The following is a 16660-nucleotide window of genomic DNA, read 5'->3' on the forward strand; positions in this document are numbered from 1 at the left end:
CGGGCCTGCCGTTTCATGGGGAGTTCATAGTGAAACCGGTCAAAGTAGGCATCTGTGGGCTGGGTACCGTCGGTGGCGGTACCTTCAACGTGCTAAAGCGTAACGCCGAGGAAATCGCCCGCCGTGCCGGGCGTGGAATCGAAGTGGCGCAAATTGCCATGCGTTCGCCAAACCCCAATTGCCAGATTACCGGTACCCCGACCACCTCCGATGTTTTCGAGGTGGCCAGCAACCCTGAAATCGACATCGTCATCGAGCTCATCGGCGGCTACACCGTCGCGCGCGAACTGGTGCTCAAGGCCATCGACAATGGCAAGCACGTCGTCACTGCCAACAAGGCACTGATCGCTGTTCACGGTAACGAAATTTTCGCCAAAGCCCGCGAGAAGGGCGTCATCGTTGCATTCGAAGCAGCGGTGGCGGGTGGCATTCCGGTGATCAAGGCCATTCGTGAAGGCCTGTCGGCCAACCGTATCAACTGGGTGGCAGGCATCATCAACGGTACAGGCAACTTCATCCTGACCGAAATGCGCGAGAAGGGCCGTACCTTCCCGGACGTCCTGGCCGAAGCCCAGGCGCTGGGTTACGCCGAGGCCGATCCGACCTTCGACGTCGAAGGCATCGACGCAGCCCACAAGCTGACGATCCTGGCGTCCATCGCGTTCGGTATTCCGCTGCAGTTCGACAAGGCGTACACGGAAGGCATCACTCGCCTGACCACCGCTGACGTCAACTACGCCGAGGCGCTGGGCTATCGCATCAAGCACCTGGGCGTGGCTCGCAGCACGCCGGCAGGTATCGAGCTGCGCGTGCATCCGACGCTGATCCCGGCCGATCGCCTGATCGCCAACGTCAACGGCGTGATGAACGCAGTGATGGTCAACGGCGATGCCGCAGGTTCGACCCTGTTCTACGGCGCTGGCGCCGGCATGGAGCCGACCGCATCGTCCGTGGTCGCCGACCTGGTGGACGTGGTTCGTGCCCTGACCACCGACCCGGAAAACCGCGTGCCGCACCTGGCCTTCCAGCCGGACTCGCTGTCGGCTCACCCGATTCTGCCGATCGAAGCCTGCGAGAGCGCCTACTACCTGCGCATCCAGGCCAAGGATCACCCGGGCGTTCTGGCGCAGGTGGCCAGCATCTTGTCCGAGCGCGGCATCAACATTGAGTCGATCATGCAGAAGGAAGCCGAGGAACAGGACGGTCTGGTGCCGATGATCCTGCTGACCCACCGCGTGGTCGAGCAGCGCATCACCGATGCCATCGCCGCCCTGGAAGCGCTGGAAGGCGTTGCAGGCCCTGTGGTTCGCATCCGCGTCGAACATCTGAACTAAAAGCAGCGGCGAGCGTGCAGCTCGCCGCTCGAACCGAAGGTTTGAAAAAATGCGCTATATCAGTACTCGCGGCCAGGCGCCGGCCCTGAATTTCGAAGACGTGCTGCTGGCGGGCCTCGCCAGTGACGGCGGTCTGTACGTTCCGGAAAACCTGCCCCGTTTCACCCAGGAAGAGATCGCGTCCTGGGCAGGCCTTCCATACCACGAGCTGGCCTTCCGGGTCATGCGCCCGTTTGTCACCGGCAGCATTCCGGATGCCGACTTCAAGAAGATCCTCGAAGAAACCTACGGCGTGTTCGCCCACAACGCCGTGGCGCCGCTGCGTCAGTTGAACGGCAACGAGTGGGTGATGGAGCTGTTCCACGGCCCGACCCTGGCGTTCAAGGACTTCGCCCTGCAGCTGCTGGGTCGCCTGCTCGACTACGTGCTGGCAAAGCGCGGCGAGCGCGTGGTCATCATCGGTGCCACTTCCGGTGATACCGGTTCTGCCGCCATTGAAGGCTGCCGTCGTTGCGAAAACGTCGACATCTTCATCCTGCACCCGAACAACCGTGTCTCGGATGTCCAGCGCCGCCAGATGACCACCATCTTCGGCGACAACATCCACAATATCGCCATCGAAGGCAACTTCGACGACTGCCAGGAAATGGTCAAGAACAGCTTCGCCGACCAGAGCTTCCTCAAGGGCACGCGCCTGGTAGCGGTGAACTCGATCAACTGGGCGCGGATCATGGCCCAGATCGTTTACTACTTCCACGCGGCGCTGCAGCTGGGCGGCCCGGCGCGTTCGGTGGCGTTCTCGGTGCCGACCGGCAACTTCGGCGACATCTTCGCCGGCTACCTGGCGCGCAACATGGGCTTGCCGATCAGCCAGCTGATCGTCGCCACCAACCGCAACGACATCCTGCACCGCTTCATGAGCGGCAACCAGTACGTCAAGGAAACCCTGCACGCGACCCTGTCGCCGTCGATGGACATCATGGTGTCGTCCAACTTCGAGCGCCTGCTGTTCGACATGCACGGCCGCAACGGCGCAGCCATCGCCGAGCTGATGGAAACCTTCAAGAAAGGTGGCGGTTTCAGCGTCGAGGAAGACCGCTGGACTGAAACTCGCAAGCTGTTCGACTCCCTGGCCGTCAGCGACGAGCAGACCTGCGAGACCATCGCGCAAGTGTTCGCCAGCACCGGCGAGCTGCTCGACCCGCACACCGCCATCGGGGTGAAGGCCGCGCGCGACTGCCGTCGCAGCCTCGACACGCCTATGGTCGTGCTGGGCACCGCGCATCCGGTCAAATTCCCGGAAGCGGTGCAAAAAGCCGGTGTAGGAAAAGCACTCGAACTGCCTGCACATTTGTCTGATTTGTTTGAGCGTGACGAACGTTGCACGGTGTTGCCGAACGACCTCAAAGCCATGCAGGCCTTCGTCAGCCAGCACGGCAACCGCGGCAAGCCGCTGTAACCGTCGCTCCGTGTAACAACTTAAGGCCCGCCCACCCGCGGGCCTTCTTGTTCGTGCATGCCACACTGGCGCAATTCTCGACATTGCAGATAACCAAGTGGTGGTAGCAAACATGAACATGGACAAGCAGGGAGTGCCCGTCCAGATCCGAACGCTTCGGTACATGCTTTGCGTCTTGCTGACGCTCGCCTGTGCCCTGACCCAGAACGCGAACGCGGCGAACACGCTGGCGTTCAGCCTCGGGCCTCCCTTTCTCGAACAGAAGCCGCTGCAACTGGACAGCCCGGACCGGCAGTGGCTGGACCAGCGCAAGGTGCTCAGGGTCGGCATAGCCATCGCCGGTTACGAACCCATCGACATCACCACTGATCGCAATCGCTATCAGGGCCTGAGTGCTGATTACCTGAACCTGATCAGTGCGAAGCTGGACTTGCCGGTGCAAATCACGGGGTTCGCCAGTCCTGAGGAGATGGTGGAGGCGCTGCTGGCTGGCCGCGTAGATGTCTTGACCAGCACCAACAGTTACGAGCGAGCGATCGACGGGCTGGCGTTCAGCCGTGAGTACCTGCCGGATCGAACGGTGGTGGTGGGGCGTGGCAGCGATTTTTCCCTGACCACCGCGTTGGTTGGCAAGCGGCTCATCGTGCAGGAGGGATACGTCGACATTAAGGCTGTGGAGCGCGCCTATCCGGATAGCACCGTCATTCTGGCACCGACCCTCTACAGCGCGATGGAAGCGCTGGAGCAGGGGGACGCCGACGTCATGATTGTCAACGAAGTCATCGCTCGCGCCTACATCGCCCAGCGTTCCTATCTGGGATTGCAAATCCGGTTCGACAGCCGTTTACCGGTATCGGGATTTTCTTTCGCCTTGCGCAAGGACGACCCCAAGCTGCTCGAGTTGCTTGATCGGGCGTTGATCGGCATCGATGAGTCGGCTGTCCGTGAAATTCTGGGTCGCTGGACCAGCGGGCTGGGAGCGGATGTGCAGAGACAGCGCATCCGCCTCAGTCCCGACGAGCAAGCATGGATTCGCCGTCATCCGCAGGTGCGGGTCGCCTCCACTGTGCACCGACCCTACATCTACAGGGACGATACCGGTCAGTGGACAGGCCTCAATGTCGATGTGCTCAGCCGTATTGGAAACATGACAGGCCTGACATTTGTGCATGAAGAGATGCCCACTACGCAGGCTGCGATCGATGCACTTCGCAACGGTACTGCGGACATGAATACCACGCTCGCAGAATCGACCGAGCGCCGGGCGTTTCTGGACTTCAGTTATGCCTATGGCGGAAATACCTGGGTTTTTGTGGTTCGCCACGATCGAACATCACCGGTGAAACTGGCGGAGTTGTCCGGGAGGGTATTGGCGATGCCGATAGGTCATGCCTTGTTGCCATTCTTAAAGGCCCATCATCCGCAGATCAGGCTCAAGCTCGTCCCGACCTACCAGGATGCCCGAGCGCTGGTCGAAAGCGGCGAAGCGGCGGCAGCGATTCAGAACGAGGCGGGGGCGGCAGCGACGACACCGGGACAGCTGAAGATCGGCCGCAGTGTTGAGGGCATGTGGTCCCCCGATCGTCTGGCGGTGGTCAAGGGCCAGCCGGAGCTTTTGGGCATTCTCAACAAGGCGCTGGACGAATTTCCGGTGGCCGAGATGCGGGCGATTCGCATGAAGTGGCTGGGTGCGGGGGCGGCTCAGCCCTCTTTACTGGCTCGCATTCCCGCCTGGCTTTACGGGACGCTGGCGGCGGCGTTGCTCGTGGGGCTGGTGTCGCTGGTCTGGAGCGCTCGGCTCAGGGTCCACATCCATCAACGCATGCATGCCGAAGCACAACTGAGTGACCAGTTGGCCTTTCAGCGTGCGCTGTTCGACGGTATCCCCAATCCGATCTACGCACGGGATTTGACCGGTCGCCTGATCTGCTGCAACCGCAGCTACGAGAAAAGCCTGGGCCTCAGCTTTGAGCAGATGAACGGTCGTCGGCTGATCGATATCGAATTGATCCCCAAGGCAATGGCGATAGAGATACACGGGGAATACATGAAATTGCTGCAGTGCGAGGAGGCGGTTTTCGCCGATCGCAGCCTGGTCATCTCTGGTCGGCAGGTGGACGTTTTGCAGTGGATTGTGCCGTTCTACAGCGCGACGGGGCAATTGCAAGGGCTGCTGGGTGGCTGGGTGGATGTCACCGAGCACAGGCGTCTGGAGCGCGAGCTGACACGGCGCGAAAGGCCTGAGAGCGTCGATACTTGACGGTCGCTGGCCGATGCCAGGACGTTCAAGACGCTCTGCGTCTGGGGGAGCAGAGGCGAATTCTGTCTGTCACATAACACAGGCATGCTCCCGTGAACGGGTAGGGCGCAGTCACCCCGGCCACGGCCATACGAACTTTGTGCGTTTGCCGGTGGTCATTGATAAGCACCTTTGCATTCAACCTCTTGAGCGGGGATCCATATGGAAAATATCAGCTTGATGCTCAGCGAAGCCCTGGCGCCGTATCTGGCAACCCTCGGGGCTGCCGGTGTGAATGGAGAGCGTCTGGTGACGCTGAGAAATGCAGCCGGTGCGATCGTGATCGAACGTGTCTATTCCGCTGCTCAACTGTGTGACAAACGCCAGCTGACCGATGTGGTCGATGGCCTGCACCGTGATCTGATGGTGGCAGAAGGGCGTATCGAGCCCTGTGTGATCGCGGCCATGCGCAATGCTTCGCAGTCCGGCGCCTTTGCCGCTGGTCGGGCATTTGGCTAACGGTTGCGGAACCTTATCGATCCGATAGGCTCCTATCCATTACGGCAGGTGCAGGCATTGTGCTCCGGTGTTTTTGCTGCCTGCCGTACGGGTCCAAGATGGACCACGGTTGACCCCGAGTAGTCTCCCCGCTGCTCGGGGTTTCTTTTTGCCTGGCGTTAAGTGCAGATGGCCAGTCAGTTATCGGGCTCGTCGAAGAACGTCCTGGAATCGCGCAGATATTCCTCTTTCTTCACCATCCACTCGGCATAGAAACCGATGAGCCTGGTGGTACGCAGCGTGCGCATCTCGCGATTGATGATTTCGATGGCGGCGCGGCCTTTCTCGGTTTTCGAGCAGCCGATGTGGGCGAACTGGTACTTGGGCGCGTCCTTGACCGGGAAGAACTCCAGCTCGTTGAGTGGAATCTTCTGCTGCTGCGCATGAAATCGCGCTTCGGGCCAGTAACTGATGATGGCCTGGAAACGGTCCATACGGGCCATCTGCAGCATGCTGCCCACCGCCGCGTTGCCATAGTGCAGGATCAGGTTATCGGGGTTGGCGGCACGGATCACCTTGTCGATCACCGGGCCGTAACTGCGCTCGCCGACGATGCCGATCTTGACGGTGTTGCTGGCCAGCAAGGCGGCCAGGTCCAGATGACCGTCCTCGGTGAGGTAGGGCGCGAACCGGCCGTGGTTGCTGCGCTCGATGGTCACGCCGTTGCCGGGCGTTGCGTAGGTCGGGATTGAAAACAGAATGGTCTTGTCCCGCTCCGGGGTCCACAGCAGCGTGGGGTCACAGGCGAACACGTCCGGGTCCTGCAACATCTGCGTGCCGCGGGCGCGGTTCACATGCATGATCTGGTGGTTGTACTCGGGCATGCGCGCGATCAGCTCGGGCATCATTTTATCAATGGCCCCTTGCCCGGCCTGGGGGCCGGAGAAGATCGTCAGCGGCGGAAAATCACGCAGCAGCCAAGTCAGCGTCTCCTTGGCCTGTACTGTGCCGGGCGTCGCGCTCAATGCCGATGTGAGGAGCAGCGCCAGAAGCCCGGCTCTCTGGCGCTGCGGGGAACGATTGACCATCCGTCGATGTAAATCCCGAAAAAGCTGGCGGCTGCCCACGCTGGCGCAACCCTGATCACCCAGGCCGGCTGTCGCCACCGGCCGCGCTGTGTACGTCATGCTAGAGGGTCTCGCACCAAGGTATCGGCGTTGTGATTCATTTGTTTAACACTCGTCACCCAAGCTTGAGTAAAGCATCACGAGGCGTGTCTGGCTGATGAATTTGCCCTGATCGCGCGCCAAGCTGTACGGCCCGGTCGTTCAATCGCCGGGCATCGGGTAGACTTGGCGCCTTTCCAGTCTTTAGAAGCCCGTCCATGGCCCAGCCGTCCACGACCTACAAATTCGAACTGAACCTCACCGACCTCGATCGCGGGGTCTACGAGAGCGTCAAGCAGACCATCGCCCGCCACCCTTCCGAAACCGAGGAACGCATGGCCGTGCGCCTGCTGGCCTACGCGCTCTGGTACAACGAGCAGTTGTCGTTCGGTCGCGGTCTGTCGGAAGTCGACGAACCGGCGCTGTGGGAAAAGAGCCTGGATGATCGCGTGCTGCACTGGATCGAAGTCGGCCAGCCGGACATCGAGCGCCTGACCTGGTGCTCGCGCCGTGCCGAGCGCACCAGCCTGCTGGCCTACGGCAGCCTGCGGGTGTGGGAAGGCAAGGTGGTGCCTGCTGCCAAGGCGCTGAAGAACGTCAACATCGCTGCCGTGCCGCAAGAGGTGCTGGAGACCCTGGCCCAAGACATGCCCCGGGCGATCAAGTGGGACGTGATGATCAGCGAGGGCACGGTGTTCGTCACCGACGATCGCGGCCAGCATGAGGTCCAATTGCAGTGGCTGACCGGTGAACGCGGCTGATTGGTCGCTTGATCGCCACACCACGCCTAACCTGCTCGACTAGAAGAACATCAGCGGAACCCGCATGCGCATCGAACCACGCCAGTTGCCCGACACCCTGCCATTTCTCGGCGATCTGCCGCCCCTGCTGACTCGCCTGTACGCCGCACGGGGTGTGGTGTCACAGGAGGAACTGGACAAGGGGCTGGCGCGGTTGATTCCATATCAGCAGCTCAAGGGCATCGACGCAGCGGTGGACCTGCTGGTGACGGCCCTGCAGCAACGCCAGCGGATTCTCATCGTCGGCGACTTCGACGCCGACGGCGCCACGGCCAGTACGGTCGGTGTGCTGGGCTTGCGTTTGCTGGGCGCGGCCCACGTCGACTACCTGGTGCCCAATCGCTTCGAGTACGGCTACGGCCTGACCCCGGAAATCGTCGGTGTCGCGCTGGAGCGCCGGCCTGACCTGCTGATGACCGTGGACAACGGCATCTCCAGTGTCGAAGGCGTTGCGGCGGCCAAGGCGGCGGGCCTGCCGGTGCTGATCACCGACCACCATTTGCCGGGCCATGAGTTGCCTGCCGCCGACGCCATCGTCAACCCCAACCAGCCGGGCTGCACCTTCCCCAGCAAGGCGCTGGCCGGGGTCGGCGTGATGTTTTACGTGCTCATGGCCTTGCGTGCGCGGCTGCGCGAGCAGGGCTGGTTCGAGGCCAACGGCCGGGCTCAACCGAATCTGGGCGACCTGCTGGACCTGGTGGCGCTGGGCAGCGTGGCCGACGTCGTGCCGCTGGACGCCAACAACCGGATTCTGGTGCACCAGGGCCTGATGCGCATTCGTGCCGGGCGTGCGCGGCCTGGGCTGCGGGCGATTCTGGAAGTGGCCCGGCGCGATCCGTCGCGCATCACCTCCACGGATCTGGGCTTCATTCTCGGGCCGCGCCTGAACGCCGCCGGCCGGCTGGACGACATGAGCCTGGGCATCGAATGCCTGCTCTGCGATGACGAAAGCCTGGCGCGGGAAATGGCCGTGCAGCTGGATGAGCTCAATCAGGATCGCAAATCCATCGAGCAGGGCATGCAGCGTGAAGCGCTGGCCCAGCTCAAGGACCTGCCGGTGGAGTCGATGCCGTTCGGCCTGTGCCTGTTCGAACCGGAATGGCATCAGGGCGTGATCGGGATTCTCGCTTCGCGCCTGAAGGAGCGGTATCACCGTCCGACCATCGCTTTTGCCAGTGCGGGCGAGGGCGTGCTGAAAGGCTCGGCGCGCTCGGTGCCGGGTTTTCATATCCGCGACGCACTGGATGCGGTGGCGGCCAGACATCCCGAACTGATCAGCAAGTTCGGCGGCCACGCCATGGCGGCCGGGCTGTCGCTGCCCGAGGCCAACTTCCCGGCGTTCGCCGAGGCCTTCGATGCCGAAGTGCGTCGCCAGCTCAGTGAAGAAGACCTGACGGGCCGCCTGCTGTCGGACGGCACGCTGGCGGTCGAGGAGTTTCACCTGGAACTGGCCCGTGCCCTGCGCAATGCAGGTCCCTGGGGCCAGCACTTTCCAGAACCGCTGTTTCACGGGGTGTTCCAGCTGGTGGAGCAGCGGGTGGTCGGCGAGCGGCATCTGAAGATGGTACTCAAGACCGAATGCGGCACGGTGAAACTCGACGGCATCGCCTTTGGCGTCGATCGCGACGTGTGGCCCAACCCGACCGTCCGCTGGGTGGAACTGGCCTACAAGCTCGATCTGAACGAGTTTCGCGGCAACGAGACCGTGCAGCTGATGGTGGCGCATATCTCGCCGCGCTGACAGGAACCTGCGCGTCTCTCGGGTTGTCGACTAACCTCAGTGTTCATAACGAACAGGAACCTGAGAATCGACCTGAGAGGTGCCCATGAGCCTGCTGCTTGAACCCTATACTCTGCGCCAACTGACCCTGCGCAATCGCATCGTGGTCTCGCCGATGTGCCAGTATTGCTGCGCCGACGGGCTGGCCAATGACTGGCATCTGGTCCACCTGGGCAGCCGTGCCGTCGGCGGCGCCGGGCTGATTTTCACCGAAGCCGCTGCCGTGACCCAGGACGGTCGCATCACCCCGCAGGATCTGGGCATCTGGAACGACGAGCAGATCGCGCCGCTGCAACGCATTACCCGATTCATCACTGCCCAGGGTGCCGTGGCCGGCATTCAGCTGGCCCATGCCGGGCGCAAGGCCAGTACCCATCGGCCCTGGCTGGGCAAGCACGGCAGCATCAAGCCCGAAGAGGGCGGATGGACGCCGTGGGGCCCTTCGAAGATCGCCTTCGACCCACAACACACGCCGCCGACGCCGCTGGATGAAGCGCAGATCCAGCAAGTGATCCAGGCCTTTGTCGACGCCGCCAAACGCGCGTTGGTCGCAGGCTTCACCGTGGTGGAAGTCCACGCCGCCCACGGCTACCTGCTGCACCAGTTTCTCTCGCCGCTGAGCAATCAGCGCCAGGACAAATACGGCGGCTCGTTCGAGAACCGCATTCGTCTGACGCTGGAGGTGTCCGAGGCCGTGCGCAAGGTCTGGCCCGAAGAGCTGCCGCTGTTCGTGCGGGTGTCAGCGACCGACTGGGTGGAAGACGGCTGGAACCCGGACGAAACCGTGGAACTGGCCAAGCGGCTGAAAACGTTGGGCGTGGATCTGATCGACGTGTCCTCGGGCGGCACGGCGGCCAATGCCGAGATTCCCGTAGGCCCCGGCTACCAGACCGAGTTCGCCGGGCGCGTGCGCCGCGAGTCGGGCATCGCCACGGGCACGGTGGGCATGATCACTGAACCCTTCCAGGCCGACACCATTTTGCGCACCGGCCAGGCCGACCTGATTCTGCTCGCCCGCGAGCTGTTGCGTGACCCGTACTGGGCACTGCACGCCGACGACGACCTGGGCGGCCGCAACGCGGTATGGCCCGCGCAATACCAGCGCGCGACCCATCGCGATCAACCGATCCACGAGTCCGATCTGCGCGATTGAACGGGACATGGTGACCCCCTGTAGGAGCGAATTCATTCGCGAAAGATGGGTCAGGCGACGCAGATGTGTCGCCCGACCCATTGCTTCGCGAATGAATTCGCTCCTACGGCTGATAGCGTTTTCAAAAAAGCCCCGCCGGCAAGCCGTGCTGCTGCGGGGGCTTCAACTCCGGGGCTTCCACGCATCCCCAGCCGGCGCGGTCCCGTGGTCGTACGGGCGGCCGATCCACATGTACACCAGGCCCAGGCCGATCACGATCACGGTGGTCACCACCATCGAGTAATTGATGTACCAGGCGGCGTCCGGGGTGCGCGGCCAGGCCATGTTGATGATGGCCAGCACGCCGTAGACCAGCGCGCCGATGTTCACCGGCAGGCCCCACTTGCCCATGCTGAACTGGCCGCTCGGCACCCAGCCTTTGATGCGGGCGTACAGCGCGGCGAGGACGATCATCTGGAAGGCGAGGTAGATGCCGATGGCGGCGAAGCTGACGATGGTGGCGACGGCGTCCTGCAGGACGAAGCCCAGGCAGATGATGATCGCGGGCAGCACGCCGGAGACGAACAGCGCGGTGATCGGGACCTGGGTCTGCGGCGAGATGCGTTTGAGCTGTGCGCTGCCGACGATCATTTCATCCCGGGCGTAGGCGTACAGCAGGCGGCTGGCGGCGGCCTGCAGGCTGATGACGCAGGAGATGAACGAGACCATGACAATCGCCATCACCACTTTCGAGCCGGTCACGCCAAAGGCGTTGCTGAGAATGGTGGTGACCGGGTCCTTGTCGGTGCCGTTGATCACGGCGGTCATGTCTGGCACCGCGAGGATCAGCGCCAGGCAGGCGAACATCGCCGCGGCGCCGCCGATCCAGATGGTCATGCGCATGGCGCGGGGGATCTTTTTGCTCGGGTTGGGCGTTTCTTCGGCCACGTCACCGCAGGCTTCGAAGCCGTAGTACAGGAACATCCCGGCCAGGGACGCGGTGAGGAAGGCCGGCAGGTACGAGCCGTCGATGCGGATATCGAAGGTGTTGAACAGCACGCTCAGTGGCTGATGACGTTCGAACAGCAGCAGATAACCGCCCACCAGCACCGCGCCGATCAGTTCGCAGAGAAAGCCGAACATGGCGATGCGCGACAGCACCTTGGTGCCGCTCAGGTTGACCAGCGTGGCGAACAGCGTCAGCACCAGGGCGATGACGATATTGGTGTTGGCGCTGGGCTCGAAACCCATCATGGCCGCCAGATACGGCCCTGCACCGACGGCCACCGCGGCGATGGTCACGCACAGGGCGATGGAGTAGATCCAGCCGACCATCCACGCCCAGCGCTTGCCTACCAGGCGCCGCGCCCAAGGGTAGACGCCGCCGGAAATCGGAAACTGCGAGACCACTTCGCCGAACACCAGGCACACCAGCATCTGGCCGATGCCCACCAGCAGGTAGGCCCAGAACATCGGTGGCCCGCCTGCGGCCAGGCACAGGCCGAACAGCGTGTAGACGCCGACGACCGGGGAGAGGTAGGTGAAGCCCAGCGCGAAGTTTTCCCACAGGCTCATGCTGCGGTTGAAGTTGGAGGTGTAACCCAGTTTTCTCAGTTGCTCGGCGTCGTGGTCGGCGGCCGGTGGAACGGGAACGCTGCTCATGATGTTGCTCCAGAAAATCGGCAGATTTTGGATGGCCGAACCCGTGGCTGTGCCGCCAGGGCCAGCCAGGGTCGGTGGTTATTGTTTTAAAGCCGTTGCCGGTGAGGACGATCAGCCAGGCCGATCGTTAATGCTTGAACATCACATGCCGCACGGTCGTGTAATCCTCCAGCCCGTACATCGACATGTCCTTGCCATACCCGGACAGCTTCTGCCCGCCGTGGGGCATTTCGCTGACCAGCATGAAATGCGTATTCACCCAGGTGCAGCCGTACTGCAGGCGCGCTGACAGCCGGTGGGCGCGGCCCACGTCCTGGGTCCAGACCGACGACGCCAGGCCGTAGTCCGAATCGTTGGCCCAGCCCAGCACCTGGGCTTCGTCCTCGAACCGGGTCACCGACACCACCGGCCCGAACACTTCGCGACGGACGATCTCGTCGTCCTGCTGCACGTCGGCGATGACCGTCGGTTGGAAGAAGAAACCATTGCCTTCGATGGCCTTGCCGCCGGTCACCAGACGGGTGTGGGACTGGGCGATGGCGCGCTCGACGAAACCGGTCACGCGGTCGCGATGCTGGGCGGTGATCAGCGGGCCCAGTTCGGTTTCAGGGTCATCCTGCTGGCCGACCTTGATGGTGCTGACCGCTGCGCCCAGCCTCTCGACGAATTTCTCGTAGATGCCTTTCTGCGCGTAGATGCGGCACGCGGCGGTGCAGTCCTGGCCGGCGTTGTAGAAACCGAAGGTGCGAATGCCCTCGACCGCTGCATCGATGTCGGCGTCGTCGAAGATGATCACCGGGGCTTTGCCGCCCAGCTCCATGTGCATGCGTTTGACGCTGTCGGCGGTGCTGGAAATGATGTGCGAGCCGGTGGCGATGGAGCCGGTCAGCGACACCATGCGCACCTTCGGATGGGTGACCAGCGGGTTGCCAACGGTCTGCCCTCGGCCGAACACCAGGCTGAGCACGCCAGCGGGGAAGATGTCTTTGGCCAGTTCCACCAGGCGCAGCGCGGTCAGCGGGGTCTGCTCGGACGGCTTGAGCACCACGGTGTTGCCGGCGGCCAGCGCCGGGGCGATTTTCCAGGCCACCATCATCAGCGGGTAGTTCCACGGCGCGATGGAGGCGATCACGCCCACCGGATCACGGCGGATCATTGAGGTATGCCCCGGCAGGTATTCGCCCGCTGCCGAGCCGCCCATGCAGCGGCTGGCGCCGGCGAAGAAACGGAACACGTCGGCGATGGCCGGCAGTTCGTCGTTCAAGGCCGCGTGATAGGGCTTGCCGCAGTTGTCCGACTCCAGGCGCGCCAGCTCTTCGGCGTTGGCGTCGATGGCGTCGGCGAGTTTGAGCAGCAGCAGCGAGCGGTCTTTCGGCGCGGTCTGTGACCAGCTTTCGAATGCGGCATCGGCGGCACGTACGGCGGTGTCGACCTGGGCTTCGGTGGCTTCGTTGATTTCCACCAGCACCCGACCCTGCGCGGGGTTGAACACCGGCTGCGCGGGACCGTCACCGGCGACCAGTTGGCCGTTGATCAGCAGTTTGGTTTGCATCGGTTTTGTCCTCTTATTGGAGCAGTTGAATTCGTCGTCTCGGCACTCTTGCCTGTTGAATACGGCCCTGTGGGAGTGAGCTTGCTCACGAAGAAGGCAGTACATTCACAACATTTTCGGTGTCTGGAAGGCAGTCTTCGTGAGCAAGCTCACTCCCACAGGGGGAACGGCGTCGTGTTTAAAAAGGGTCACTACTTCCCGCCGCTGCCGGCCACGCTCTCGCCGCCACGGGTCAGGTAATACGCGCCGAGAATCGGCAGCATGGTCACGGTCATTACCAGCATCGCCACGACGTTGGTCACCGGCACGTCGCGCGGGCGGCTCAGCTGGTTGAGCAGCCAGATCGGCAAGGTGCGTTCGTGGCCAGCGGTAAAGGTGGTGACGATGATTTCGTCGAACGACAGCGCGAACGCCAGCATGCCGCCCGCCAGCAGCGCCGAGCCCAGGTTGGGCAGGATGATGTAGCGGAAGGTCTGCCAGCCGTCCGCGCCCAGGTCCATCGAGGCTTCGATGAGGCTGTGGGAGGTGCGGCGCAGGCGGGCGATGACGTTGTTGTAGACGATCACCACGCAGAAGGTCGCATGACCCACGATGATGGTGAACATGCCAGGCTCGATGCCCAGCGACTTGAACGCCGACAGCAGCGCCAGGCCGGTAATGATGCCGGGCAGGGCGATCGGCAGGATCAGCATCAGCGAGATGCCGTCCTTGCCGAAGAAGTCGCGCCGGTACAAAGCCGCCGACGCCAGGGTGCCGAGCACCAGCGCGATCAGCGTGGCGACGCAGGCGATCTGCAGCGACAGCTTGATCGCTTCTACCACGTCGGGCCGCGCGAACGCCACGCTGAACCACTTCAGGGTGAAGCCCTGGGGCGGAAAGCTGAAGGCGGCGTCTTCGGTGTTGAAGGCGTAGATGAAGATGATCAGGATCGGGAAGTGCAGGAACACCAGCCCGCCCCAGGCGGCGATTTTCAGGCCCCATGAGGCCTGATCGCCTTGCTTCACGAAAGGCTTAGAGCGCATCGAAGGCCCCCAGGCGTTTGACGATGGACAGGTAGATGGCGATCAGCACGATCGGCACCAGGGTGAAGGCCGCGGCCATGGGCATGTTGCCGATGGCGCCTTGCTGGGCGTAGACCATGCTGCCGATGAAGTAGCCCGGTGGACCGATCAGTTGCGGCACGATGAAATCGCCCAGGGTCAGCGAGAAGGTGAAGATCGAACCCGCAGCGATGCCCGGCACGGACAGCGGCAGGATCACCTGCATGAAGGTCTGCCGCGGCTTGGCGCCCAGGTCAGCCGAGGCTTGCAGCAGAGAGGGCGGCAGGCGCTCCAGCGAGGCCTGGATCGGCAGGATCATGAACGGCAGCCAGATGTAGACGAACACCAGGAAACGCCCCAGATGCGAGGTCGACAGCGTGCTGCCGCCCACCCCGGGAATGCCCAGGATCATCTGCAACACGGGCTCCAGCCCCAGGTGCTGGACGAACCACTGCGCCACGCCACCCTTGGCCAGCAGCAGCGTCCAGGCGTAGGCCTTGACGATGTAACTTGCCCACATCGGCATCATCACGGCGATGTAGAAAAACGCCTTGGTCTTGCCGGTGGTGTAGCGCGCCATGTAGTAGGCGATGGGAAAGGCGACGATGGCGCTGGCGATGGACACGGCGATGGCCATGCTCAGGGTGCGCTGGATCACGTCGAAGTTCGCCGGGTTGAACAGCGCGGCGAAGTTGACCAGCGTCAGGTCCGGCGTGACCGTCATGCTGAAGTCGTCGAAGGTGTAGAAACCTTGCCAGAGCAGGGTCAGCAGCGAACCGAGGTAGATCGCGCCGAACCACAGCAGCGGCGGAATCAGCAGCAGCGACAGGTACAGGTTCGGGCGTCGGTACAGCAGGCTGGAGAAGCGCCGCATGGGCGACTGCCCGGGCAGCGGCGCCGAGTGGGCGAGGGTCTGGCTCATCTCAGTTCGCCTCGGTCGCATTGTCATGCAGCGGCACCATCGCATCCCGCGCCCAGCGCGCTGTGAGGCGCTGGCCGGTCTGGTGCTGGGCGCTGGCGTCCAGCCACTGGTTGTTGGCCTGGCTGACGCTGAGGGTCTGGCCGTTGTCCAGTTTCAGCTCGTAGCGTGTTGCGCTGCCCTGATACTGAATGTCATGCAACAGGCCGCTGATTTCGATCTCGTGGGCGGCCGCCGGTTCGCCTGCCAGGCGAATGTGCTCGGGGCGAATGGAGAACGCATTGGGCTTGCCGCTCAGCTGCTGCGCCAGTTCGCCGCGCAGCACGTTGGAGGTGCCGACGAACTCGGCGACGAAGGTCGTGGCCGGTTTCATGTACAGGTTGCGCGGGGTGTCGACCTGCTCGATGCGGCCTTTGTTGAACACCGCCACGCGGTCCGACATCGACAGCGCTTCGGTCTGGTCGTGGGTCACGAAAATGAAGGTGATGCCCAGCTGGCGCTGAAGCTTTTTCAGCTCGCTCTGCATCTGTTCACGCAGCTTCAAGTCCAGCGCGCCAAGCGGTTCGTCGAGCAGCAGCACGCGCGGGCGATTGACCAGCGCGCGGGCCAGGGCAACACGTTGGCGTTGCCCGCCAGACAGCTGCACCGGCTTGCGCTCGCCATAACCGCCCAGGGCGACCATGTTCAGCGCTTCTTCGGCGCGGGCCAGGCGCTCGCTCTTGCCCACGCCCTTGACCTTCAGGCCATAGGCGACGTTGTCGCGCACATTCATGTGCGGGAACAGGGCGTAGTCCTGGAAAACGGTGTTGACGTCACGCTCGTACGGCGGAAGGCCGGCGGCCTCTTCGCCGTGGATGCGGATCGAGCCCGCGCTGGGTTGTTCGAAGCCTGCGATCAGCCGCAGGCAGGTGGTCTTGCCCGAGCCCGATGGGCCGAGCATGGAAAAGAACTCGCCGTCCTTGATGTCGATGGAAACCCGGTCAACGGCCTTCACTTCGCCGAACTGACGGGAAACGTGGGTGAACTGGACTGCAAGGGTCATGGTGATACTCCGAGTGCCCTTGTGGGAGCGGATTTAT

Annotated in this window: 12 protein-coding genes and 1 pseudogene; 7 read left to right on the forward strand and 6 right to left on the reverse strand. The window is 63.1% G+C overall.

The window, feature by feature from the left end; translation table 11 throughout:
* Nucleotides 1–29: 29 nt before the first annotated feature.
* The 4 genes and pseudogenes from AC1MEK_RS06870 to AC1MEK_RS06885 all read left to right on the forward strand — a co-directional run bounded on the left by AC1MEK_RS06870 (nt 30) and on the right by AC1MEK_RS06885 (nt 5551).
* Nucleotides 30–1334, forward strand: a complete 1305-nt coding sequence (locus AC1MEK_RS06870) for a homoserine dehydrogenase (protein ID WP_480395512.1) — start codon at nt 30–32, stop codon at nt 1332–1334.
* Between the two features lie 49 nt (nt 1335–1383).
* Nucleotides 1384–2793 (forward strand): threonine synthase, encoded by a 1410-nt coding sequence (thrC, locus tag AC1MEK_RS06875; RefSeq protein WP_480395513.1) that lies wholly within the window; start codon nt 1384–1386, stop codon nt 2791–2793.
* Nucleotides 2794–2956: 163 nt separating this feature from the next.
* Nucleotides 2957–5032: pseudogene (locus AC1MEK_RS06880) on the forward strand (transporter substrate-binding domain-containing protein); the annotation flags it as partial.
* A 222-nt stretch (nt 5033–5254) separates the two neighbouring features.
* Nucleotides 5255–5551, forward strand: a complete 297-nt coding sequence (locus tag AC1MEK_RS06885) for a DUF3509 domain-containing protein (RefSeq protein ID WP_480395514.1) — start codon at nt 5255–5257, stop codon at nt 5549–5551.
* Between the two features lie 176 nt (nt 5552–5727).
* On the opposite strand, the gene AC1MEK_RS06890 is transcribed toward AC1MEK_RS06885, so the two are convergent.
* Complete coding sequence (locus AC1MEK_RS06890; protein ID WP_480395668.1) at nt 5728–6618, reverse strand: TIGR02285 family protein; 891 nt, start codon at nt 6616–6618, stop codon at nt 5728–5730.
* Between the two features lie 296 nt (nt 6619–6914).
* Here AC1MEK_RS06890 and AC1MEK_RS06895 point away from each other — a divergent pair, with 296 nt between their 5' ends.
* From AC1MEK_RS06895 to AC1MEK_RS06905, 3 genes are all read left to right on the forward strand, one after another.
* Nucleotides 6915–7457: a YaeQ family protein gene (locus tag AC1MEK_RS06895; RefSeq protein WP_480395515.1), complete on the forward strand. Its 543-nt coding sequence runs from the start codon at nt 6915–6917 to the stop codon at nt 7455–7457.
* Nucleotides 7458–7521: 64 nt separating this feature from the next.
* Nucleotides 7522–9237, forward strand: coding sequence for a single-stranded-DNA-specific exonuclease RecJ (gene recJ / locus AC1MEK_RS06900; protein WP_480395516.1), 1716 nt, complete (start codon nt 7522–7524; stop codon nt 9235–9237).
* A gap of 85 nt (nt 9238–9322) precedes the next feature.
* Nucleotides 9323–10429 (forward strand): NADH:flavin oxidoreductase/NADH oxidase, encoded by a 1107-nt coding sequence (locus tag AC1MEK_RS06905; protein WP_480395517.1) that lies wholly within the window; start codon nt 9323–9325, stop codon nt 10427–10429.
* A gap of 162 nt (nt 10430–10591) precedes the next feature.
* Here the strand turns inward: AC1MEK_RS06905 and AC1MEK_RS06910 are convergent, their stop codons facing one another.
* From AC1MEK_RS06910 to AC1MEK_RS06930, 5 genes are all read right to left on the reverse strand, one after another.
* Entirely contained in the window at nt 10592–12070 is a 1479-nt protein-coding gene (locus AC1MEK_RS06910) for an APC family permease (RefSeq protein WP_480395518.1), read from the reverse strand.
* A 127-nt stretch (nt 12071–12197) separates the two neighbouring features.
* Entirely contained in the window at nt 12198–13622 is a 1425-nt protein-coding gene (locus AC1MEK_RS06915; protein ID WP_480395519.1) for a gamma-aminobutyraldehyde dehydrogenase, read from the reverse strand.
* A gap of 191 nt (nt 13623–13813) precedes the next feature.
* Nucleotides 13814–14644, reverse strand: coding sequence for an ABC transporter permease (locus AC1MEK_RS06920; RefSeq protein ID WP_480395520.1), 831 nt, complete (start codon nt 14642–14644; stop codon nt 13814–13816).
* Nucleotides 14634–15584, reverse strand: coding sequence for an ABC transporter permease (locus tag AC1MEK_RS06925; protein WP_480395521.1), 951 nt, complete (start codon nt 15582–15584; stop codon nt 14634–14636). The genes AC1MEK_RS06920 and AC1MEK_RS06925 overlap by 11 nt, the downstream gene beginning before the upstream one ends.
* A gap of 1 nt (nt 15585) precedes the next feature.
* Nucleotides 15586–16623: an ABC transporter ATP-binding protein gene (locus tag AC1MEK_RS06930; protein ID WP_480395522.1), complete on the reverse strand. Its 1038-nt coding sequence runs from the start codon at nt 16621–16623 to the stop codon at nt 15586–15588.
* Nucleotides 16624–16660 lie beyond the last annotated feature (37 nt).

The sequence above is a fragment of the Pseudomonas sp. 2 genome (assembly GCF_056627435.1).